The 21,900-nt window shown below is 42.8% G+C and carries 19 protein-coding genes; 10 read left to right on the top strand and 9 right to left on the bottom strand.

Annotated features, from left to right (window positions below):
* Positions 1-42: 42 nt before the first annotated feature.
* Positions 43-510 carry an Lrp/AsnC family transcriptional regulator gene (locus FET73_RS03230; RefSeq protein ID WP_154222466.1) on the bottom strand — a complete coding sequence of 156 codons (468 nt, stop codon included), beginning with the start codon at positions 508-510 and terminating at the stop codon, positions 43-45.
* A gap of 136 nt (positions 511-646) precedes the next feature.
* Here FET73_RS03230 and FET73_RS03225 point away from each other — a divergent pair, with 136 nt between their 5' ends.
* From FET73_RS03225 to FET73_RS03215, 3 genes are all read left to right on the top strand, one after another.
* Positions 647-2,782 (top strand): thiamine pyrophosphate-dependent enzyme, encoded by a 2,136-nt coding sequence (locus FET73_RS03225; protein ID WP_343032265.1) that lies wholly within the window; start codon positions 647-649, stop codon positions 2,780-2,782.
* Positions 2,779-4,092 carry a dihydrolipoamide acetyltransferase family protein gene (locus FET73_RS03220; RefSeq protein ID WP_246172638.1) on the top strand — a complete coding sequence of 438 codons (1,314 nt, stop codon included), beginning with the start codon at positions 2,779-2,781 and terminating at the stop codon, positions 4,090-4,092. Before FET73_RS03225 ends, FET73_RS03220 begins: the two co-directional genes overlap by 4 nt.
* Before the next feature lie 387 nt (positions 4,093-4,479).
* Positions 4,480-7,284: a S8 family serine peptidase gene (locus tag FET73_RS03215; RefSeq protein WP_154222464.1), complete on the top strand. Its 2,805-nt coding sequence runs from the start codon at positions 4,480-4,482 to the stop codon at positions 7,282-7,284.
* 144 nt (positions 7,285-7,428) lie between these two features.
* On the opposite strand, the gene FET73_RS03210 is transcribed toward FET73_RS03215, so the two are convergent.
* The 3 genes from FET73_RS03210 to FET73_RS03200 are packed head-to-tail and all read right to left on the bottom strand — an operon-like array spanning position 7,429 to position 8,492.
* Positions 7,429-7,626, bottom strand: coding sequence for a helix-turn-helix transcriptional regulator (locus tag FET73_RS03210; RefSeq protein WP_154222463.1), 198 nt, complete (start codon positions 7,624-7,626; stop codon positions 7,429-7,431).
* A 2-nt stretch (positions 7,627-7,628) separates the two neighbouring features.
* Positions 7,629-8,030: a hypothetical protein gene (locus FET73_RS03205; RefSeq protein ID WP_154222462.1), complete on the bottom strand. Its 402-nt coding sequence runs from the start codon at positions 8,028-8,030 to the stop codon at positions 7,629-7,631.
* Positions 8,031-8,054: 24 nt separating this feature from the next.
* Positions 8,055-8,492 carry a hypothetical protein gene (locus FET73_RS03200; protein WP_154222461.1) on the bottom strand — a complete coding sequence of 146 codons (438 nt, stop codon included), beginning with the start codon at positions 8,490-8,492 and terminating at the stop codon, positions 8,055-8,057.
* Positions 8,493-8,747: 255 nt separating this feature from the next.
* Between FET73_RS03200 and FET73_RS03195 the strand changes: the two genes are divergently transcribed.
* The 3 genes from FET73_RS03195 to FET73_RS03185 all read left to right on the top strand — a co-directional run bounded on the left by FET73_RS03195 (position 8,748) and on the right by FET73_RS03185 (position 13,056).
* Positions 8,748-9,773, top strand: coding sequence for a leucine-rich repeat domain-containing protein (locus FET73_RS03195; protein ID WP_179952083.1), 1,026 nt, complete (start codon positions 8,748-8,750; stop codon positions 9,771-9,773).
* Positions 9,774-9,853: 80 nt separating this feature from the next.
* On the top strand, positions 9,854-12,526 hold the full coding sequence (locus FET73_RS03190) for a M14 metallopeptidase family protein (RefSeq protein WP_179952082.1): 2,673 nt from the start codon (positions 9,854-9,856) through the stop codon (positions 12,524-12,526).
* 122 nt (positions 12,527-12,648) lie between these two features.
* A complete protein-coding gene (locus FET73_RS03185; protein WP_154222458.1) occupies positions 12,649-13,056 on the top strand; it encodes a ribonucleotide reductase subunit alpha in 408 nt (135 codons plus the stop codon).
* 8 nt (positions 13,057-13,064) lie between these two features.
* Here FET73_RS03185 and FET73_RS03180 read toward each other — a convergent pair whose 3' ends face one another.
* Both FET73_RS03180 and FET73_RS03175 read right to left on the bottom strand, forming a co-directional pair.
* Positions 13,065-14,411, bottom strand: coding sequence for a M24 family metallopeptidase (locus tag FET73_RS03180; protein WP_154222457.1), 1,347 nt, complete (start codon positions 14,409-14,411; stop codon positions 13,065-13,067).
* A gap of 76 nt (positions 14,412-14,487) precedes the next feature.
* Positions 14,488-14,904, bottom strand: coding sequence for a hypothetical protein (locus tag FET73_RS03175; RefSeq protein ID WP_154222456.1), 417 nt, complete (start codon positions 14,902-14,904; stop codon positions 14,488-14,490).
* A 146-nt stretch (positions 14,905-15,050) separates the two neighbouring features.
* Between FET73_RS03175 and rph the strand changes: the two genes are divergently transcribed.
* From rph to FET73_RS03155, 4 genes are read left to right on the top strand one after another with little or no spacing between them, the layout of a single operon-like run.
* A complete protein-coding gene (gene rph, locus FET73_RS03170; RefSeq protein WP_154222455.1) occupies positions 15,051-15,773 on the top strand; it encodes a ribonuclease PH in 723 nt (240 codons plus the stop codon).
* Positions 15,770-16,372, top strand: a complete 603-nt coding sequence (rdgB, locus tag FET73_RS03165; RefSeq protein ID WP_154222454.1) for an RdgB/HAM1 family non-canonical purine NTP pyrophosphatase — start codon at positions 15,770-15,772, stop codon at positions 16,370-16,372. The genes rph and rdgB overlap by 4 nt, the downstream gene beginning before the upstream one ends.
* A complete protein-coding gene (hemW, locus tag FET73_RS03160) occupies positions 16,372-17,523 on the top strand; it encodes a radical SAM family heme chaperone HemW (RefSeq protein WP_154222453.1) in 1,152 nt (383 codons plus the stop codon). Before rdgB ends, hemW begins: the two co-directional genes overlap by 1 nt.
* 54 nt (positions 17,524-17,577) lie before the next feature.
* Positions 17,578-18,768, top strand: coding sequence for an alkaline phosphatase PhoX (locus tag FET73_RS03155; protein WP_154222452.1), 1,191 nt, complete (start codon positions 17,578-17,580; stop codon positions 18,766-18,768).
* 10 nt (positions 18,769-18,778) lie between these two features.
* On the opposite strand, the gene FET73_RS03150 is transcribed toward FET73_RS03155, so the two are convergent.
* Genes FET73_RS03150 through FET73_RS03140 form a run of 3 tightly spaced genes read right to left on the bottom strand, consistent with a single transcriptional unit; the run spans position 18,779 to position 21,736 of the window.
* On the bottom strand, positions 18,779-19,243 hold the full coding sequence (locus FET73_RS03150) for a hypothetical protein (protein WP_154222451.1): 465 nt from the start codon (positions 19,241-19,243) through the stop codon (positions 18,779-18,781).
* On the bottom strand, positions 19,243-19,842 hold the full coding sequence (locus FET73_RS03145; RefSeq protein ID WP_154222450.1) for a carbonic anhydrase: 600 nt from the start codon (positions 19,840-19,842) through the stop codon (positions 19,243-19,245). Before FET73_RS03145 ends, FET73_RS03150 begins: the two co-directional genes overlap by 1 nt.
* Entirely contained in the window at positions 19,832-21,736 is a 1,905-nt protein-coding gene (locus tag FET73_RS03140) for a M1 family metallopeptidase (RefSeq protein WP_154222449.1), read from the bottom strand. Before FET73_RS03140 ends, FET73_RS03145 begins: the two co-directional genes overlap by 11 nt.
* Positions 21,737-21,900 lie beyond the last annotated feature (164 nt).

Here is a 21,900-nt window from a genome sequence, read left to right as displayed (position 1 = left end):
ACAGGTAGTTAAGACTTTATTAAGTAGAAAGAGTCTTTCAAACTATTCTGCAATGTTATCAAGTGGCAAATGTGCTGTGCGTTTTTTCTGGCGCATGGAAAAGCTGGTATTGATGGATCGAATATGAGGCAAGGCAAGGATGTTGTCGTATATCAGTTGGTTGTAGGATTGCATGTCCTTGCTGACTATTTTTAACAGGTAATCATGTTCGCCACTGGTGGCGTGGCACTCCAGAATTTCAGGCCATTGTTTGATGGCTTGGTCAAAAACTTTCACGGTTTCAGGGTGGTGGTTATCTAATGTAATGAAGGCGAAAGCTGTGATGTTGAGCCCCAGCTTTTCTTGATCTAAGACCACACTGTACCCCTTGATCATGCCATCTTTTTGTAAAGCGTCAACACGGCGCCAACAAGGGGCTGGAGACAGCGCCACTTTTTCAGCCAAGTCTTTGTTAGATATTCGTCCGTCAATCTGTAACTGATTGATGATTAGTTTGTCGTATTTGTCCATGGTGAGCAATATTATATCCGCTTAATTTAAAATAATGCAATAATATTGCTGTAAAGTCATGTGTACGGCATATATAGCAAGCACATTCTAAAAACTTTTCGTCATAATGGTCGCTTGTTTTTATGAGGGAAAAACCGTGCAAACAGAAACCAAAACAAATGACCCAAAGGCTCAAAGTCAAAACACGAGTAAACATGAAGTGAGCAACAGTGAATTGTTTGATTGGCGTCGAGTTGCCAAAGACATGTTAACGTCAAGGGCATTAGATGACCTGGAAGAGTTTGATTTGGTGAAACAGAAAAAAGTGTTGTATCAGTTTTCTGCACGGGGACATGACCTGGCTCAAATTTTATTGGGTCAAATCATGACAGCCAAGAAAGATGCGGTTTCTGGTTATTACCGTTCACGTCCTTTGTTGTTGTCAATGGGGATTCCTGTTGAGCAGTTCTTGCAATCTACCATGATGCGCAAAGGTGGTTTCTCTAATGGCCGTGACATTGGCGTGGTATTCAATGAGCCGAACCATGATGGGGCTTGTGTGCTTCCCATGTCTGGTGGTGTTGGCGCACAATACACCCCTGTGGCTGGCTGGGCACAATCGATAGAGTTTCACCGCAACCACTTGAAAGATAAAGCGTGGGACGGCGCCATGGGTTTGGTTTTGGGCGGTGATGCTTCTGTAGCGACCAATGGTTTTTGGTCATCATTAACCATGGCGACGACATTATCCTTACCGATGATGTTTTATATTGAAGACAATGGCTACGGTATATCGGTACCTTCGAGCTTCCAAACGCCCGGTGGCAACATCGTTAAAAACTTGGCATCATTCAAAGGCATCAAATTGTTATCTGGTGACGGCACCAATCCAGAAGAAGCGGCGGCTTTGATTGCTGAGGCCAATGAGTACATCAGAACTGAACGTAAACCAGCCTTGTTGCGTTTAACTGTACCACGTTTGAATGGTCACTCGGCCCAAGACACACAAAGCTATAAATCAGCTGATCGAATTGCTTTTGAAAAACAACATGACCCGCTACCCAAGCTAAAAAAATACTTGATCAATCAAAATGTTCTGACAGATACTGAATGGCAAAACATGACAAATGAGGCGATAGCTTTCTGTCAACAAACGGCAGACAAAGTAGATGCTCAGGGTTATGCTGACCCTGAAGATGTGCACAGTCATGCTTTTGAAGAAAAGGACAGCGACGGCAATCCGATATTGCAACTTCAAGGCGGCATACATTTAAACAAGCCACAATTTCCACCCAGTTCGGAAGAAGTGATTGCAGAACCAGGTCGCATCAATATGGTAACGGCGATTCGCAAGACGCTGGATTTCGAGTTGACTCATAACGACAAAATGATGGTCTTCGGTGAAGATGTGGGCGCCAAAGGTGGTGTTCATGCCGTAACTTTGGGCTTGCAAGAAAAACACGGAGAGGACAAGGTGTTTGATACCTCATTGTCTGAAGAAGGCATCATTGGTCGCTCATTGGGCATGTCTTTGGCGGGCTTGTTGCCTGTGCCGGAAATTCAATTCAGAAAATATGCCGATCCAGCGGAAGAGCAATTGAATGAAACAGGTTCGATGCGATGGCGCACCAACAACCGTTTTGCTGCACCGATGGTGGTGCGCATGGCTGGTGGTTATTTCGGTTGCGGCGATCCATGGCATTCGCAATGTGCCGAAGTGAAGTGGGTTCATGCCATCGGTTGGCAGGTGGCAATGCCTTCTAATGCAGAAGATGCCGTTGGCTTGATGCGTTATGCTTTGCGCGACAACAACCCAACGATTTTCTTTGAGCACAGAAAAATGCTCGACCACATGTGGGCCAGACGTCCATACCCGGGGGATCAATACGTTGTGCCATTTGGCAAAGGAAAAAAGATTTTGTCAGGCGATCGTCTTACAGTTGTCTCTTGGGGCGGTATGGTGCACATGTGCCAAACGGCTATTGAACAAACGGGCGTTCAAGCCGATTTGATTGATTTGCGTACTTTGCGCCCATGGGATAAGGAAATGGTTTTGGAGTCGGTGAAGCGAACAGGCCGCTGTTTGATTGTTCATGAGGATAACGTTTCAGCAGGTTTTGGTGCCGAGATTGCTGCTGTTTTGGCCAAAGAGGCGTTCTTTTATCTGGACGCGCCGATTGAGCGATTGGCAACAGCTGATATTGGAAACCCACATGATCCACGATTGATGGAACATGCTTTACCCAACCCAAACAGCATTGCTGAGCGCATCATGGAGTTGGACAAGGTATGAGTAATAATATGAGCAAAGACATGAAAGCATTGGTTGAAATTAGGTTGACTGCCGATCAAACAGAAGGCACAAAGGCCACAGTCGCACAGTGGTTAAAAAATGAAGGCGATTCAGTGGTCAAAGACGAGCCCATCATTGAGTTAGAAACAGACAAAGTGATGATGGAAGTCATTGCACCTTCGTCGGGTATTTTGCATGAAATCTTAATGCAACAGGGAGAAGAAGTCACTGAAAAAAAAATATTGGGAACCATTTCGGAAGAAGCAGTGTCCAAAGCCCTGAACGAACAAGAAGATGACAAAGAAGATAGCAAAAAACAAGTAAATACACAGGGCATAACTCCAAATTCTGCAAATGATTTACCTCGTTTAGACCCGACTGCTGGGCCGTCTTATCCTCCTTCTACCTTTGTGAGCCCAGCAGTTCGGCGTTTATCTCAACAACATGACCTCAACTTGTCACAAATTTCAGGCTCTGGCAAAAACAGCCGCATCACCACCCGCGACATCAAAAACTTCTTAGATAAGAATGCAGATAGGGATTTCAAACCTGTTTATGGCCAATCAGACGCTGGTATGCCAAAGACAAGCTTTAATGAAGTGACGCCCATTGCAGCTGGCAGTGAAATGATTCCGCACACCACCATGCGCAAAAAGATTGCCGAACACATGCAACACAGTGTGCAAACCGCACCACATGTGACGTCAGTTTTTGACTTGGACATGAGCGCCATTATCAATCACAGAAAGGCCAATAAAGCGGCTTTTGAGGCACAAGGTGCCAAACTTACTTTCACGGCTTATTTTGTCGCAGCATCAGTTATGGCCATCAAGCACCAGCCTAAGGTCAACAGTCAATTTCACGAAGAAGCCTTAGAGGTTTTTAAACATGTGAATCTGGGTATTGGAACGGCATTGGGTGATGGTGGTTTAATTGTACCGGTGATTCAGCAGTGTCAAAACATGAATTTGTTGCAAATTGCACATGCATTGACTGAAATGACTACAAAGGCGCGGAATAACCAATTGACACAAAAAGACGTCCAAGGTGGCACATTCACCATTTCTAATCATGGTGTGTCAGGTTCATTGGTTGCTACACCCATCATTATTAACCAGCCACAATCAGCCATCCTTGGTGTGGGTAAGATGGAAAAACGTGTGGTAGTTCAAGACGTCAATGGCCAAGATGCCATGGTCATCAAACCGATGTGTTACATCAGTTTGACCATTGATCACCGCAGCTTAGACGCCCACCAAACCAATGACTTTTTGAGTCATTTTAAACAAGTGTTGGAATCGTGGGATTAATCTAAGCCATTTTTATTGTTATCACATATTAAAATAAGCCATTTTTACTGGGTTTGTAGGTTTTTGGTTCAAATAAGTTAAATATTATGAGTGAATTTGATGTGTTGGTGAAGATAGGGGTTTTGTTTGGAAGGTGGCTATTAAGTTAATATTGGGCGTTCATTCACCGGAAATCACCCTGTTTGGGTGTAAAGGAGTTAAAAAAAATCAATATGAGGCTTCTTATTGTTACTTTTTTTTAGATTTTTCTATTCTATGGTGATACCATCTCTGGCGGCAAAATGAGGCACAATGAATAAACAAAAAAAGTGACGGCACATTCTGGCATCACATACATTCGTTAATGTCGAATTTTTAAATACAAAAAAACCAAGAGAGGAGAACCAATTGAAACCTAATAAAATCATGCTGACAAGCAGCATTGTTTTGGCTTTGGCCGGATCACAAATAGCCTACAGCGGCATCGAAACCCAACAACAAGAACAGTTGCAAAAAACTGTAGACAATTCATTTAAAGCTGAGCAGGAAATGGTGGCATATTATGTTCGCTATGCTAAGGGTAAAAAATCGAATTTGACCGCATCACTTCGTTCAAGTAATTTCAGAGTTAATCATGAGTTAGACCGATATGATACTTTGGCGGTTTCTTTCCCGAAAGGACAAGAAAGCTTGTTGAGCAATATGGATGGTGTTGAATTTATGGAACCAGTCCCAGTGCACAGACCAATGGCACAAGTGACACCATGGAACATTGATCAATTTCAAGCCAGAGACGTTTGGGATACAGATCGTGATGGCATCGTTGATGATGGTGCACCTACAGGTGCTGGTGTGAAGTTTTGTATCATTGATACAGGCTTTTATGCCGCTCATGATGATTTTCAAGGCATTAATCACACAGGTATGTCTCAAATAGCTGGAGAAGCCTATACTGAAGACGGTAATGGTCACGGTACCCATGTGGCAGGTACGGCCAATGCCATGAATAATGACATCGGTGTTGTGGGTGTTATGCCGGGTGGTGCGGATTTGCATATCATCAAAATATTTAATAATGCGGGTGTTTGGTCTCAAGGAGAGTCTAATCTAGGTGCTGCTGCCACTGCTTGTAAAGACGCAGGTGCCAATGCCATCAGCATGAGCTTGGGTGGTGGAAACAGTGCAACAGAAGAAGCCATTTTTCAAGATTTATATGACAACTTCAATATAGTTAATATTGCAGCCGCTGGTAATGATGGAAATAATGTGGCGAGTTTTCCTGCAAGTTATGATTCAGTAATTTCTGTGGCTGCATTAGAGCAAAGTGAAGCTTGGGCTTCTTTCTCACAATTTCCTGATACATCATATGACCCCAATACCCCACCAGCTGATGTGGAGTGGGATGTGGTTGAATTATCAGGTGGTGGAGCCAATGTATTGAGTACATGGCCCGGTCCACCACATTCAAACGTGCCTGTGATTCTGGTTTCGAATGATGGTGTTGATTACACTGCAACTCAAATTGCTGAAACGGCAGCGGGTGATGTGACTGAAGATTTGGTAGATGGTGGTTTATGCGACGCTGGCGACATCAATCAAGCCTGGGATGGTAAAGTTGTTTTGTGTGAACGTGGTGACATCACCTTTGCTGATAAAATGAACAATGTCGCTGACACAGGTGGTGTGGGTGTTGTTCTGTTCAATAATGAAGCAGGGACTTTGAATGCCACTTGTGGAGGTAACTGTACTTCTGGTGCAGCCCTTCCTGGTGTGGCCATTACACAAACAGAAGGACAGTTCCTAAAAGCCAATGGCCTGGGTTTGCCAACACAGGTTTTGGTTGATGACGGTGTTTCAAGTTGTAATGGTTGTACAGGTGGTTACAACTCTATTTCAGGCACTTCTATGGCAACACCCGGTGTAGCAGCTGGAATTGCTTGGGCATGGGCAGCTTGTGGCGGTCCATCTGGAATCACCAATAAAGATTTACGTCAACTATTGAGAGACAGTGCAAAAGACTTAACAGGTGCCAATTACGGTGCTGGTTGGGATACTCGAACAGGATTTGGTTTGGTTCAGCTGGCTGATGCGCTGGCATTAGGAAATCAACGATTTGGTTCAACTTGTCCAATTGGGTTGAGTGTTGCACCTTCTACAATAGAAGTGTGTACTATGGACAATCCTTCTGACGCGGTGTTTACTGTTACCTTGAGTGATGATTTTAATGGCACATCTAACATGACATCTACAGGAGTTCCTGCAGGTGCCTCAGGTGCTTATTCTTTGAACCCAGTGGTTTCTCCAACAGATACAACAGACTTTACTGTTTCTGGTTTGGCAGGTTTGGCCTCAGGTACAGCAACGATGACGTTGACTGCTACTGATGCTAACGATGCCAACAACACCCAAAGTTCTGATGTGACTTTGGTTACAGTTGATGCAGCACCTGGCGCCATGAGCTTGACGATGCCTAGTGATGCAGCAGTTGATGTAATTTCAATGCCTACATTTACATGGAGTGCGTCTGCGCAAGTTGCAACTTACGCTATAGAGATTGCTACAGATGCTGGTTTCACAAATGTGGTTGATTCAGCGACTGGTTTAACCGCCGAAAGCTATACTGTATCGACAGCTCTGGATTCAAGTACCACATACTATTGGCGTGTCACAGCGACTAACTTATGTGGCACTGAAGTGGCATCAGTTTCTTCATTCACTACAGGAACAGAAGTGTGTAGCATTTACACAAGTTCCGATGTTCCCAAAGCAATAGATTTATCACCAGCACCAGGTGCAGTGACATCTGTATTAAATGTTGCTGACAGTGGCATCATTAGCGACGTGAATGTGGTTGATTTAAGCGGCACTCATACATGGATTGCAGATTTGGTCATCAGCGTTGAAAGTCCTTCAACCACAGCTGTTTCTTTAATGACGAACGTGTGTAACAGTGAAGATAACTTTGATTTGAATTTTGATGATCAAGCAGCTTCAGCGCAGCTACCTTGCCCTCCTGCCGATGGTGGTACTTATCAACCAGCTACTGCATTGAGTGCCTTGATTGGTGAAGAAATGAACGGTACTTGGACGCTGACTGTAGATGATTCTATTGATGCCGATGGTGGTTCATTAGATACATGGGGTTTAGAAATTTGTTACCCAGGAACACCTGAACCATCAGATGTGATTTTCAAACATGGTTTTGATCAATGATATTTTATTGACATCACATAAAGTCATATTCTTGACTGGAAAACCCTGCCATATAGCAGGGTTTTTTTTGAATTTTATTTTTGTTGCAGTGATGATTCTTTCCTGAGAGTCCTTCAATACAAAAAATAAATTGTCTTCATTAAATCATCCTTCTTGGAATTCAAAGATACCTTCTATTGATGTTTCGAACAGCTTGGCTAATTTGAATGCCAGCGGCAAACTGGGGTCATATTTTCCGCGTTCTATGGCATTGATGGTTTGCCGCGTCACACCCAAATGATGGGCTAAGGTCTCTTGAGACCAACCTCTTTCGGCTCGCAACACTTTTAGTTTGTTTTTCATATTCAGCGGTACTTCTTATAAATCCAGGTATAGCAGAATGCAAATGTAAATACCATAATAAAAAATACGGTATACACAGAAAAGTGTGGCAGTAAATTGAGTCTTTGGAATAAACCGACAGCCATGGTCCAAACCAATGTGATGCAACCTGTTAAAATAAAGGCATCAGAAGTGATTTTTTTAAACATTTCATCGTCTTGCTTGATCATTGCTGCAAAACTGATTAATGCAAAAATAAATGGCACAACTGGAAGTAAGGCAAATAACACCTTTAAATAGGGGTTGGTTCCTAATGTGTTTCCCACGTGGTAGGTGAACTGAAGCATCATTGCGAAAAGCATCATATACATGGTGAATTTTTTTCTTACTTTAGCTTTCATTGGATCAATGTGTTGTTTGTTCATAAACTTTCCTGGTAATTGTGTTGGTTATTTATACTTCTGTGAAATGATGAGGAAACTGATACTGAAGGTGCCGACTATGAGAGCAAAAACAACAATAAAATTGTAAGTGGGTAATACGTTCATAAATTGTAATAGACCCGCAATTAATGCCCATGTAATCGTGATACAAAAGGTAAGGCTCAATGCATCTGTTATGATTTTTGTAGAGAGTTCATCATCATTTTTTATCATTGAAGCCAAGCTGTATAACGCCAGTACAAATGGTATTGCAGGCACCAATGCAATCAATATTTTTAAATAAACATTCAAGCCAGAGGCTTTCCCCATGAAGACAATAAGTTGAACCAACATCATGGATGAAATGGCATAAAATTTAAATTTATTGTTGAAGCGAAATTTTTTTGGCTCAATTGGATTTTTACTTGTGTTCATAGGGTTCTCTTTGTCTGGCTTATTATACATAATGTAAAGCAAACCATACTTTATGTTTGGAAGTCATGTCAAGTGTGCTTTACAAAACTTTCAATGACTTGCTTTTAAAGCTTGTTGAAAAACTGGACTTTTCTTGAACCCCAAGTTAGAGATAAGGGATAATCAATAGCATGATAAATTGAGTTGTATATGAATTGTCTTAAGCGTTCTCTTTTATTTTTGGTGTTTAGTGTCAATGTCGTACAGGCAAGCCTTGATGCAAGTGCAGTGTGTAGTCAAGCCAACATGTCTGTTGAATTTGGTGAATGCTGGTCCTTGGTTAATTTGTATAACATCACTGATGGGGACAACTGGTTTGATAACAGCAACTGGGGTACAGCAAATGTGGATTCTTGGTATGGTGTTACAGCAGTTGGCATACCACCAGCTAATGTATGGTTTTTGAATCTGTCTTCAAATAACCTCAATGGCATCATTCCTAATAACTTGGGTGAACTTTCTCAATTAATTATTTTGAACCTAAGTGATAATGATTTGTACAGTTATATCCCACCAGAGTTTGGCAATTTGAGTGAGTTAGAAATTTTAGTCTTGGGTGACAATCATTTAGATGGACAGGTGCCTAACAGCTTGGCTAACTTATCTAAACTGGAAGTCTTACAGTTACAAAATAACCAATTGACTGGAACCATCATGAATACAGTCACAGGTATGGGCGCTTTGACTGACTTATGGGTTGATAACAATAAGTTTATTGAGGCGATTCCAGAGTCTATTGGGTTGTTACAGTCTCTTGAGTATTTTTCAGCCATGAATGTAGGGTTTTATGGGCGCATCCCTACTGGCATAACTTCATTAGAAAAATTAGAGCACTTGTTCCTAAACAACAATGAATTGACGGGTAAAATGCCAGGTTGTATGGGGCAGATGGCGGCATTGAAGCAAATTGACTTGTCTCACAATCAGCTGTCGGGGCGTTTACCTGAATCTATGGGTGAGTTGAGTGAGTTTAATTTCATCACTTTAAACCACAATGACTTTTTCGGCCCCATCCCAGATTCTTGGGGGCAAATGACTTTATTGCAGGGCTTTTATTTAAATAACAACCGCCTGACAGGTATGGTGCCATTGGGTTTTGGAGACATGAGTTTAATGAATCAATTTTATCTCAGTGGCAATGACATGACAGGTGGGGTGATACCTGATGATATATTATCATGGTATCAACAAATACCTAACAAAGACATCTCACCGCAAGGCTTTACAGATGAAATATTCTATGCTGATTTTGACGGGGTGTGTAGCCTTTAATTAATCGTACTGATTATGGTGCTTGAATTCAGAAAGCATAGTTGTTAAAACAGCTGTTCAAATAATAAAAGGATATGACCATGCCCACAGTAAAATGTTTTTATGCACTGATGTTTTTCTGCACAGCCGGATTTCAGTCGGCGGAAGCCACAAAGATGTTCTGGCCCAACGTCAATTATGACCCCGATATACCAACCATTGAAGCTGTGCTGTCATATGCAGCAGGTGAAAGGATTACCAACCACCGCGACATGCTGGCTTACTTTGATGCTTTAGAACACGCAGCACCCGATCGCATCAAAAAATTCAGTTACGGTAAAACTTGGGAAGGGCGCGAGTTGATTTACCTCGTGTTGGGTTCTGAAGAAAATTTAGCCAAATTGACTGACTTTGAACGTGACATTCAATTGTTAGCAGATCCTAGACAAACGAACAAATCAGCAGCATCCTTGATGAAGTCTATGCCAGCAGCCGTGTGGCTTGGTTATGGTGTGCATGGCAATGAAATCAGCAGTACAGATGCAGCAATGATGACCGCTTATCATTTGTTGGCGTCACCAGATCATCCGATGACGCAGCAAATCATGGCCAATACTTTGGTGTTTATTGATCCTTTACAAAACCCAGATGGACGGGAGCGATTTACCAGTCGATACTATGCTTCGGTGGGATTAGAGCACAGCACTGACCGCTACAGTGCTGAGCATAATGAACCATGGCCACAAGGACGCAGCAACCATTATTTGTTTGACATGAACCGTGATTGGTTGGCGATGACACAGCCCGAGACTCAAGGACGCATTGCGATCATGAATCGTTTTTTACCTTTGGTGGTAATAGATTTACATGAAATGGGCAGCGACAGCTCTTATTATTTTGCGCCACCAGCTGAACCAATCAATCCGCTGATGACGCAAGCTCAACTGGATAACATCACAACCATTGGCAAAAACCATGCCAAGCATTTTGATGCCATGGGTTATGACTATTTTACCCGTGAAGTGTTCGATGCCTTTTATCCAGGTTATGGGGACAGTTGGCCGACTTTTTATGGTGCATCTGCGTCGACCTATGAGGTGGCATCTTCACGAGGAGAGGTCATCAAAAGAAAGGATGGTTCCTTATACACTTACGCAGACTCGGTTCAAAAGCATTTTGTCGCTTCGGTTTCAACCATTGAAGCAACCGCCAAAAACCGAGAAAAATTACTCAAAGATTTTTATCAGTTCCAAATCAGTGCAGTTGAATCAGGTAAAAAAAGCAAGTCAAGGTACCACATCATTCCCAAACAGTCAGATCGTGCAGGTACATTCCATTTGGCGAAGTTACTGTCAGCTCATGGTTTAGAAGTGATGGAAAGTATAACGGCATTCAAAGCCTGCGGTCAGACAATTGACAGTGGTAGTTTCGTGGTTGACAGGGCCCAACCGAAAGGTCGCTTGCTCGAAGTATTGATGCGTCAACAAGTTGATATGGACAAAGCTTTTATCAAAAAGCAAGAAGACAGAAGAAGTCAGAACTTGCGTGATGAAATTTATGATTTAACTGCTTGGTCATTGCCTTTGATGCATAACATAGATGCGGTGCAATGTGGCAGTGTGAATGAATCTGTATTGATGGATTTTAAATCACCTGAACAACTACCCGCTTTAATGGATGCTACCAAAGCCAAAGTGGCTTACTTGGTGCCTTGGCAAGACATGGCCGCAGGCAGATTTTTAACCGAAGCGCTGCGCCAGGGTATTCAGCTTAAATCTTCAGATTTACCTTTTACAATGGCTTCAGGTGCATCATACCCTGCTGGAACTTTAATTATTGAAGTGAAAAATAACAGCACCGCATTGGCAGGTCAGGTTCGTCACATAGCGGATAACACGGGTGCCAAGGTTGATGCTGTTGATTCAAGTTGGGTCAGCGAAGGCCCCAATTTTGGAAGCGGCAATGTGGTGGCGATGAAAGCCCCCAAAATTGCCATGGCTTGGGACGAGCCTACCAGCAGCTTGAGCGCAGGTAATTCACGGTTTGTGATTGAACGACAAATTGGATACCCCGTCACAGCGATCAGAAGTGAACAATTGGGCTATATGAATTTAAGTGACTACGATGTGCTGATATTACCCTCTGGATTTTACGGTAATGCCTTCGGTGAGGGTGAAATCAATCATTTGACTGATTGGGTGAGTGACGGTGGGGTTTTAGTCACTTTTGGAGCTGCGACGGCCTTTGCGGCAAGTGAAAAAGTGGGTTGGTTGTCTGTGAAGTCAGAGCATGCTTTCAAAGAAAATGATGATAAAGTGGCGAAAGAAACAGGTGATAGTGTTGCAGGGAGTTTGATTGATACTCATGAGGAGTGGAATGAGCGAATTCAAAGCGAGCAAAGTAGGCCCGATTCAGTAGCGGGTGTGTTGGTTAATGTATCTGTTGATCAAAAACATTGGTTAACTGCTGGCATCAAGCCTGATGTGGTGGCCATGGTCACAGGCAGTCGAATATATTCGCCAATCACATTGGATAAAGGAAAAAATGTTGCTAGCTTTAAATCGTCAGATGAATTGTTGGCCAGTGGTTACTTATGGGAAGAGAACAGAAAACAGTTGGCTTTTAAGCCTTTTTTGATACACCAGCCTAAAGGAAGAGGTATGGTAATTGCATTTACTCAAGAACCGACGATGCGGGCATTTTTAGATGGATTGCAGTTATTGCTCACTAACACGTTGTTTAGGAGTGTTGCACATTCTGGTAAAGGTCGTTGATTTGAGCTCAGGATGAGCTTAAAAAGTTAACCCAGGTCAAGAATCGGTGATTAGCTGAATTTGATGGAAAAGCAAAGCCCGTGTTTGCGTTAAAATGCGGGTTTTCAAACTATTTGCATGCTATGGAAATTACCAACTATGACACTTTGCTGAAGGCAGCAAAACAACAACCAGAGCCACAACGTTTTTTATTCGTCTTTGTCAGTAAATCACTGGCTGATGACCACAATGAAGCGCAGGCTGAAAAGTTCAAAGCAGGATTGGGAGGTGAGCTCACTCCAGTCATGACTGTAGATAAACCTTTGGATGAACTTTCTAGTTTCGATGCTTTGGTGGCAGAGTCTGAATTGTTACAAAAGCCATGGGATATGGTATTGGTCGGTTGTTTGTCTGGTCAAAATGGTGTGATGCCTACTGCTGAGGATTCAATGAAACACTTAGAGGCCATGATGAAAACTGTAGAGATGGGCGGTACTTTATCTAAATATATGGTGTTTGATAAATCAGGGACACCATTGCTATTCAGTTAAGTTAAGCTTCAGTCACCAAGTTGTAGATTATTAAAACCTGAAATAAGGTGAAAACTTTTTTGTCGCCCATGGATATAACGCACATTCTTGCCATCGAAAAAAGCATCTTCTTCCAGCATAATGCGGATTTCTTTGTTCCATTCTTTGATGAAAGTGGCGGCATTCAATTCTATGGCATAAGCCGTATTGGCATGTAATGGGTGGTCGCCAGTGTGTGGTACACCCTCTTGCGAGTCCCACATACCGAGTGTGGTGCCGGCGGCATGGCCATAATAGCCAATGGGGTGGGTGTAAATCGAAGGTTTGATGCCTTCTTTAATGGCCTCTTGGCGAGATTTTTTCAAAACTTGGTTTCCAGTTCTCCCGACTTTGAAGTTGTCAGTAAATATGTCTTGTAAGCGGTTGCCATTAATCAAGGCTTGTTTGAGGTAGTCAGGTGCTTCAGATTCTCCGGGTTTTAATACATAGGCATGTTGCTGTGTATCGGTATTCAACCGCAAATAGGTGATGCCAAAATCCACATGTAATAAATCACCTGCTTTGATGATGTTGTCTGCTGGCCTTGAATCAAAAGTTCTTAAATGATCAAAATTTGAAGCATCTGCCCTTTGGATGGAAACTGAAGGGTGAAACCATGTTTTCAACCCCAATGAGCGTACTTTCTCTCGAAACCACCATACCAAGTCTTCGGTACTGGTTACGCCTGGCTGGATCGCTTGGTTAGATAAACCTTCAGCAATGATTTCATGAGCAATGCCTACAATTTGTGGGTAGATGGCCATTTCTGCAGCGGTGCGTGTTTCTAGCCAGTTGATCGCCAGTTTTTCTGCGCTGACTACTTTAGGGTGAAACTCTGGCGGTAGGTTTTCAAGAAACTGCTGGTGTTCAGCATGGGTCAAGCCATCGGCTTGCGCTTCAAAGTTTGAATAATTAAGGCCTATTTTATTGGGTTGTTTTTCAGTAATGATTTCAATCAAACGTTGCCATTGGTCAGGTTGTTTCTCCTTATCCCATGCTTTTTTGAACACTTGGCCAACGTCATACCGGGCGACAGCGAAAGTTTCTATGTCCAAATCTGGGTCTGGGTCATGCATCACCAAAACAGTGCGGCGTCTGGCGGCATGCCAAGTGGCTGGTAACATGGTTCGTATGACAGGATCTTCGTTGTACTCGCGTGCCATAACTATCCACATATCAATGCCATTTTTTCGCATCAATGTGGGCAATGTGTTTTTTACTTTATCGGCCAGTAATCGATCAATGGTGTTGGCCTGGGCTTGAAGTGATAAAATTTTTGGTGTGGCATGTGAAGCCCATGCGCTGCTCATTAACAGCAAAGTTAAGAATATTTTCATGTGTGGGTTATCAAGTTGTTGGCACTGTTTTAGGTAATAAAACAGTGCCGATTGTAGGTGTTGGATACGTTAATATTTACAGTGCCAGGCCAAGGTTGACCAAGGCCATGACGACAGCCAATAAACCCAATGGCTCTTTGAAAGGTGTGGCAAAACCGACAACTTTATCGATGACACCGTTGACTTTTTCGTTGCCGCCTGTCCATGATTTTAATAAAGTTTGTGACAGTACCATGCCCAATAAAAACATGATCGCGATGCTGACCAAAACAAAAATAAATTTCAAGAAAGCATATTTGAAGTAAAACTTCAGATACATCAGTGTTTTGATCAACCAATAAATTGAAAGTCCAACAGAAACGACGCCTATCCAACCTTCAGATTGCTTAAGAAAATCTGTTAATTGTTTACTCGCAGGAACCAGTGTTTCAATTTTATTGGCAGCAGCGACCAAGCCTAAAACCATCATGGTAATGATAAAAACCCAAAACATAATTCACCTCTTTTAATTTTTTAGATGCCAATCAGTTTATCAAAAAATGACTTAAAAATCATGTAAGTTGCGAAACGCTGTGAGATTCGTGACTGACTTCACTGATAGCAGCGTGTAAAATAGCGGTTTTCATTCAGGACTGCTCAATGAGACCATCTAAAAGGGACAATGACCAATTGCGCGATGTGCGCATTGAACGCAACCACACTATCCATGCCGAAGGTTCGGTTTTAATCAGCTGTGGTAACACCAAAGTATTGTGCAACGCCAGCATCGAAGACCGAACGCCGCCTTGGTTACGTGGTAAAGGTCAGGGATGGGTAACAGCTGAATATGGTATGTTGCCGCGATCTACCCACACGCGCATGCAAAGAGAAGCCAGCAAAGGCAAGCAAGGTGGCCGAACACTTGAAATTTCACGTTTGATCGCGCGTTCTTTGCGTTCAATCGTTGATTTAAAAGCCTTGGGTGAACGCATGATTACGATTGATTGTGATGTGTTACAAGCGGATGGCGGCACCAGAACAGCAGCCATAACAGGTGCTTATGTGGCCTTACAAGATGCCGTTCAACATATGTTAGACAAAGGCATGATCAAGAAAAATCCTTTACACGGTTCGATTGCTGCGGTTTCTGTGGGTATTTATAATGACCAAGCCGTATTGGATCTAGATTACCCTGAAGATTCTGATGCCGAAACGGACATGAATGTGGTGATGAATGACGGTGGTCACTTTATCGAAGTACAAGGTACTGCTGAAGGCCATGCGTTCAGGCGTGAAGAATTGAATGAGATGTTGGATTTAGCGGAAAAGGGCATTCGCGAATTAATGGAAGTTCAGCAAGCTGCTTTAGATGCCAACACATGAAAGTGATGTTGGCCAGTGGCAATCAAGGAAAGTTGGCAGAGCTTCAGTTGGCCTTGTCACCTTTGGGTTTTGAACTGATTCCACAGCCCAAAACCGCTGAGTATGATGTAGAAGAAACTGGCAGTACATTTGTAGAAAATGCCATCATCAAAGCACGCCATGCTTCGGCACTCTCAGGCTTGCCTTGTATTGCCGATGATTCTGGTTTGATGGTTTCGGCCCTGAATGACAAGCCCGGTGTCAGAACGGCTCGTTTTGCTGGGGTCAATGCAACTTCTGAAGACAACATGGCTTTGATGTTAGAACAATTGGAGGGCAAAGAAAACCGAGCAGCACAATTTTGTTGTGTACTGGTATTTGTTCGCCATGCCAATGACCCGTTGCCAGTGATTGCCACAGCAACATGGTCAGGTGAAATTGCCATAGAAAAATCAGGTGCCGATGGTTTTGGTTATGACCCGATTTTTTATGTGCCAACGCATAAGAAAACGGCAGCTGAGTTGTCGCGAGAGGAAAAGCAAAGTTTGTCACACCGTGGTCAAGCGGTTGCGATTTTGTCTGAACAATTGGCAAATCAATTGGGCCAGAAAGTTAACTGATGTTGATTCCGCCGCCCTTGAGCTTATACATACACTTTCCATGGTGCGTAAAGAAATGCCCTTATTGTGATTTCAATTCTCATGAGTTGAAAAGAGAATTGGACCAAGCCAATTATGTTGATGCCTTGTTGGCAGATCTGGAGCAAGATTTACCTTCAGTTTGGGGTCGCCCCATCAGTTCCGTTTTTATGGGTGGTGGCACGCCAAGTTTGTTTTCTGCACCCAGCATGCAGAATATGATGAATCGGGTACGTGCGGTATTGCCGTTTCAGCCCGATGCTGAAGTGACCATGGAAGTGAATCCAGGCAGTCAGGAATTTGATGATTTGGCGGGTTATTTACAAGCGGGTATCAACCGCCTGTCTTTTGGCATACAGTCGCTTAAAGATGAGAACTTGGTCAGATTGGGGCGCATCCACAACAGCGAACAAGCCATAAAAGCGGTTCAAAAAGCCAAAACGGTTGGTTACGATAATTTCAATGTGGACATGATGTTCGGGTTACCGGGACAAAGCATGGCAGCAGCCAAAGAGGACTTGTTGCGTTTAATCGACATGGGTTCTACACACATTTCTTATTACCAATTAACCATAGAGGCTAACACCTTGTTCGCGGTCAAAACGCCAGAAGACTTACCCGATGTAGAAATGCTGCATGACATGTTCGCCCAAGGTCAGGAGATTTTGTCCGCACATGGATTTGAGCAATACGAGGTCTCAGCCTACGCCAAACCGAGCAGGCAAAGTCAACACAATATGAACTATTGGCGCTTTGGTGACTATTTGGGCATAGGTGCTGGTGCACACGCTAAAGTCACCATGGGGCACAGTGGTGAAATCATCCGAACTGTCAAACAAAAACACCCCAATTTATACTTACAACATGCGGGCACACCGCAACGTTTGATGTCAAATGAAGTGGTGGATGACAGCACTTTGTTGTTCGAATTTTTTTTGAATCATTTGCGCATCAAACAGGCGGTGCAATGGTCGCATTTTGAGTCGTGCACTGGCCTGAGAAAAGACATGGCGATAGAAAAACTAAAACCATTGGCGCAGCATGGCTGGTTTACCATGGATGATTCGGGTTTAACCTTGTCTGAATATGGCTTTTTACTCAGCGATGAAATTCTTCAGCAATTGATTGATTGAGTATGCTGTACATGAAACAATAAATTAATTCACACTATTGGATGGTCCATACCAATGAGAAGAAGACAATTTATTGGGCAGGCGTTGACCCTTTCAACCTTACCGGCATGGTCAAAACTGGGCGCACAGTCTTTCAAAGGCACACAGCAACTTCAATTAAAAGCCTCAGATGCCAACGGTTTGATGTTGCTTTCAGGTTTTACCTCGCGTGTAGTTGCCACTGAGGGCTTGCCAGTAGTAGATGGTGGTGACTATTTGTGGCACAAGGCACCTGATGGTGGTGCTGTATTTGAGGATACTGATGGGAGTAATCCTTCAGGTTGGATTTATGTATCAAATTGTGAGTCAAATTCATTTGGTGGTGTGGGGGCAATTAAATTCAATGCACAAGGTGCTGTCATTGATGGTTACCGGATTTTAAATAACACCTTAAGAAATTGCGCAGGTGGGAAAACGCCTTGGGGTACATGGTTGTCTGCAGAAGAGGTGGATCAAGGTCTGGTGTGGGAGTGTGACCCACAAGGGGTTGATTCAGCAGTTGCTTATACATCGCTGGGGACATTTAAACATGAGGCGGCAGCTATTGATCCTGTAGGTGAAGTGGTTTATTTAACTGAAGATAAGCCAGATGGTTGTTTCTACAGAACAGTTTTAAGAGATTATCCTGATTTGTCTCAGGGTACATTACAAGTGGCTGAAATGATTCAAGCAAACGGTGAAATGCAGTTGGCTTGGCATGATATTCCAGAGCCCAATCCAGGTTCCAAGGACGTTCAAACTCGATATCAAGTTGTAGAAGCAACTGCCTTCAATGGTGGTGAGGGCATTTGGTATCATGACGGTGACATCTACTTTTCTACCAAAGGCGATAATAAAATTTGGCGTTTGGCATTAGGTACACAAATTATCGCTGTGATATATGATTACGCCACTTCTCCAAACCCCTTTCTCAAAGGCGTGGATAACCTCACCGTTCACAACAACGGCCAAATTTATGTGTGCGAAGATGGTGGGAATTTAGAAATTGTGATGTTAGGTGAAAGTGGTTGGGTGTTACCTGTGATGTGCATCGAAGGCCATGGCGGTTCAGAAGTAACGGGGGTGGCATTTACCAACGATGGCACCAGAATGTATTTCAGTTCACAAAGGGGCCCTTCTGCGAATGGTAATCGAGGTTTAACTTATGAAGTTACTGGCCCTTTTGCTGATTTAGATTTGATTTTCAAACAGGGCTTTGAATCATGACTAATGATGTTCATTTGTTACACAGTTGATAGACTTCTTTGGCAGTGTGTTTAAAATGACCATAAACATCAATGTCAGCTTCAAAATAGGCTTGGTTTCTGGCAACATACTCTATAACGGGTTTCAGCTGAGGGTAAATGGCAGCCACACTGCCAGGGTCTTTTTGCTCTCTAATTTTTAAAAATGTTAAGAATGAACTGGCGGAATCAGAGTCTCCTTTTGCTTCTTTAGACAAGATAAAGTTGGCAAAAGAAAAAATGTAATATTGAAATACATTGCGAGGACAGAACAACAGTTCATCGGCACGTTCAATTGACCTGCTGTCACCAAAATGCGACATTGCTTGGATAAAGCATTGGCCAAAGAACAACTTGTACATGTATTTAACCCCCAAGTCTTGTTGATAACCCTTCCAGTCATTATGGTCGGGAATTCTATTAACCATGGGTGTAATGGTGTAACCAACTTGGAGCATCAGCTTGAAAAATTAATCACCCCTGTGGCGAGGTCATAACAAGCGCCTACAATTTTGACTGTCCCTGACTTAATGTGATTTTCTATGATGTCAGAGTGATTTTCTAATTGTGCGACCGAGTGAGCAATATTGGCCTCAACTGCCTGCTGTGTATCGTTAACTGTCAGATTCAATGGGGCAATTGCTGGTCGTATGCGTTTAACAATCGATTGAATGTTCTGAGACCTGATGCTGTCAGGTGATTCAATCGCTTGAAGTGTGGCTTCTACAGCGCCGCAATGCGAATGACCCAAAACCACCACCAGAGCGGTATCGAACATTTCAATGGCATACTCAATGCTGCCAATTTGTGATGGCGCAACGACATTGCCAGCAACCCGGATGACGAATAAATCACCCACACCCTGATCGAAGACGATTTCAGCTGGGACACGTGAATCTGAACAACCCAAAATGATGGCAAAAGGTTTTTGGCCGCTGGCATGGGCTTTCTGTTTCTGTTGTATGCTCAAGCTGTTGTGCTTAGATTCGGCATTTATAAAGCGCTGGTTACCTGCTTTGAGGTCGGTCAGCGCTTGGTTTGCAGTTTTATTTGGCATCTTCTGTGTCGAATTTCATTTCAGGAAATAGGGGGTCTATTTTAAACCGAGCCAAGTTATGATAGCCAGCTCTGGCGCTCATGTAGATGTTTTTACCTAAATTTTTATGGGCATCTGATTCTGACATGACTTTATAAAGCGGCACGATTAATTTCATGCGTCCAATTTCATTTAAGTATTTGATCAAGCGTTCAAATGCCGGCTGGAAATCATTTTTAATGCTCATCAATAACCAGACGTGGGCAATTTCAGTATTCTGGGCTGTATTGAATTCGAAATGATCATCCAATGATTGCATTTGTTCTTGACTCAAAGTCTCTGGCAAGCCTTTCATGAAGTGTAACCATTCTTGCGTTGTCCACTGGTCTGATTTTATTTTTTTCAATCCTTCGGCAGTGATGTTTAAATCAATGACTTGTTTATCAATGGCTTTGAATCGATCTGTTGTTGGGACAGGTAATGTGTCTGGTAAGCCCGGCTTATAAATCCATTCTTTAACCGCTTCCATGGTGATTTTACCACCGCTTTGGGTTATCAGGTTTTTGTCTAAATAAGCCAAAAACTTTTCAGTGCTGACACTTTTGAAGGCGAAGTGATCAAAATAACCATTCAAAAACGCATCGAAGGTTTTTCGACCCACTGTCACTTCCAACCACTCTAAAAAGAAGCGACCTTTGTCATAAGCGACACCACTGAAGACATCATCTGGATCATTAATGTTTTGGGTAACTACAAGTGCTTGTAAATGTGGCTCCATTTCAGCCATCTCTGCTTTCAATCCTTGCAGGTTGAGTGCAGCTTCCATCTTCATACGATCTGTACCGTGTACAGCTTCTGTGATGCGTGCTTCAAAATATGAAGTGAAGCCTTCGTTTAGCCAGAGGTCACGCCATGAGCCATTGGTGACTAAATTCCCTGACCATGAGTGTGCCAGTTCATGAGCAATCAATGAATCCAATGAACGGTCTCCTGCAATCACCGTTGGCGTGATAAAAGACAGTCTGGGGTTTTCCATACCACCGAATGGGAAGCTAGGAGGTAGAATCAACAGGTCATAATCGCCCCAACGGTATTCGCCGTATAATTTTTCTGCTTCGGTAATCATGTTTTCTGTTTCAGCAAACTCATATGCCGCTTTTTCTATGTAGGTTTTTTCGGCATAGATGGAAACATGTTCGCTGATGTTTTTGTATTCCAAATCACCAATGGCTATGGCGATTAAATAGGCAGGAATGGCTTGAGGCATATTGAACTGATAAACGCCATCTTCAGGTTTTTCAGGGTTATTTTTTGCGCTCATGACCACACGCAATGCTTTGGGTGCTGTGATTTTGGCTTGATAGGTGGTTCTTACTGTGGGTGAATCTTGAGATGGAATCCAGCTTCTGGCATGAATGGCTTGTGATTGTGAAAACAAAAAGGGGTGTTGTTTTTCTGCTGTTTGTTCTGCAGATAACCACTGAAGTCCAGAGGCTTGTGGCAAGGAGTGGTAATGGATGGTTAAATCAGAATGTCCCTCTGGTAATTTAATTTTTAATGCAGAACCTAGGCCGTCAACAGGTTTGAGTAAATCCCAAATGGCTTTTTGTTCTTTCTTTAAACCATTTTTTTTGAGGTCGAAATAGGTCACTCGTTTGATGTCTAAGTCCCGAGTGTCCAAAATGATGTATTTGGCCTGTTGGTTCAACACATCGTAGCTGATGGTATTGCTGCCTTCTAATCTTTTTTTCTTGAAGTTTGCGGTTAAATCAAGCGTCATGTGCGTGATTTTGACTTGATCAAAGTTGGCAAATGAATGTGGGTCTATTTGTGTCAGTGAGCTGCTGGTGTTCTTATCAGCCCAGAGGTTAAATGAACTGAGTAAAATCATCGAAAATAATACATTTTTTTTCATGTTATTGGGTTGTTGGTCAGTGAAGCCGGACATATTAAACCAAAAACAACACTTTTGCAGTGCTTTGTTATTTGTTGTATTTAATTTTAGCTTGCTAAAACGGTCTGGTTTTATGTGTGAGTACTGTGATAGATTGTCGCCGATTTTAAAAAAAACATAAAAGA

Origin of the sequence: Marinicella rhabdoformis, assembly GCF_009671245.1 — a bacterium.
GTDB lineage: Bacteria > Pseudomonadota > Gammaproteobacteria > Xanthomonadales > Marinicellaceae > Marinicella > Marinicella rhabdoformis.
The sequence above is the reverse complement of the archived record's forward strand: the minus strand, read 5'-3'. Positions and strand labels throughout refer to the sequence as shown.

Bases quoted from the DNA above. Each gene is read 5' to 3' on its own strand.
- FET73_RS03195 (WP_179952083.1), top strand. From the start codon at position 8,748: ATGTCTGTTGAATTTGGTGAATGCTGGTCCTTGGTTAATTTGTATAAC.
- rdgB (WP_154222454.1), top strand. From the start codon at position 15,770: ATGAAAGTGATGTTGGCCAGTGGCAATCAAGGAAAGTTGGCAGAGCTT.
- FET73_RS03140 (WP_154222449.1), bottom strand. From the start codon at position 21,736: ATGAAAAAAAATGTATTATTTTCGATGATTTTACTCAGTTCATTTAAC.
- FET73_RS03220 (WP_246172638.1), top strand. From the start codon at position 2,779: ATGAGTAATAATATGAGCAAAGACATGAAAGCATTGGTTGAAATTAGG.
- FET73_RS03210 (WP_154222463.1), bottom strand. From the start codon at position 7,626: ATGAAAAACAAACTAAAAGTGTTGCGAGCCGAAAGAGGTTGGTCTCAA.
- FET73_RS03205 (WP_154222462.1), bottom strand. From the start codon at position 8,030: ATGAACAAACAACACATTGATCCAATGAAAGCTAAAGTAAGAAAAAAA.
- FET73_RS03200 (WP_154222461.1), bottom strand. From the start codon at position 8,492: ATGTATAATAAGCCAGACAAAGAGAACCCTATGAACACAAGTAAAAAT.
- FET73_RS03190 (WP_179952082.1), top strand. From the start codon at position 9,854: ATGCCCACAGTAAAATGTTTTTATGCACTGATGTTTTTCTGCACAGCC.
- FET73_RS03185 (WP_154222458.1), top strand. From the start codon at position 12,649: ATGGAAATTACCAACTATGACACTTTGCTGAAGGCAGCAAAACAACAA.
- FET73_RS03145 (WP_154222450.1), bottom strand. From the start codon at position 19,842: ATGCCAAATAAAACTGCAAACCAAGCGCTGACCGACCTCAAAGCAGGT.
- FET73_RS03150 (WP_154222451.1), bottom strand. From the start codon at position 19,243: ATGCTCCAAGTTGGTTACACCATTACACCCATGGTTAATAGAATTCCC.
- FET73_RS03180 (WP_154222457.1), bottom strand. From the start codon at position 14,411: ATGAAAATATTCTTAACTTTGCTGTTAATGAGCAGCGCATGGGCTTCA.
- FET73_RS03175 (WP_154222456.1), bottom strand. From the start codon at position 14,904: ATGTTTTGGGTTTTTATCATTACCATGATGGTTTTAGGCTTGGTCGCT.
- hemW (WP_154222453.1), top strand. From the start codon at position 16,372: ATGTTGATTCCGCCGCCCTTGAGCTTATACATACACTTTCCATGGTGC.
- FET73_RS03155 (WP_154222452.1), top strand. From the start codon at position 17,578: ATGAGAAGAAGACAATTTATTGGGCAGGCGTTGACCCTTTCAACCTTA.
- rph (WP_154222455.1), top strand. From the start codon at position 15,051: ATGAGACCATCTAAAAGGGACAATGACCAATTGCGCGATGTGCGCATT.
- FET73_RS03230 (WP_154222466.1), bottom strand. From the start codon at position 510: ATGGACAAATACGACAAACTAATCATCAATCAGTTACAGATTGACGGA.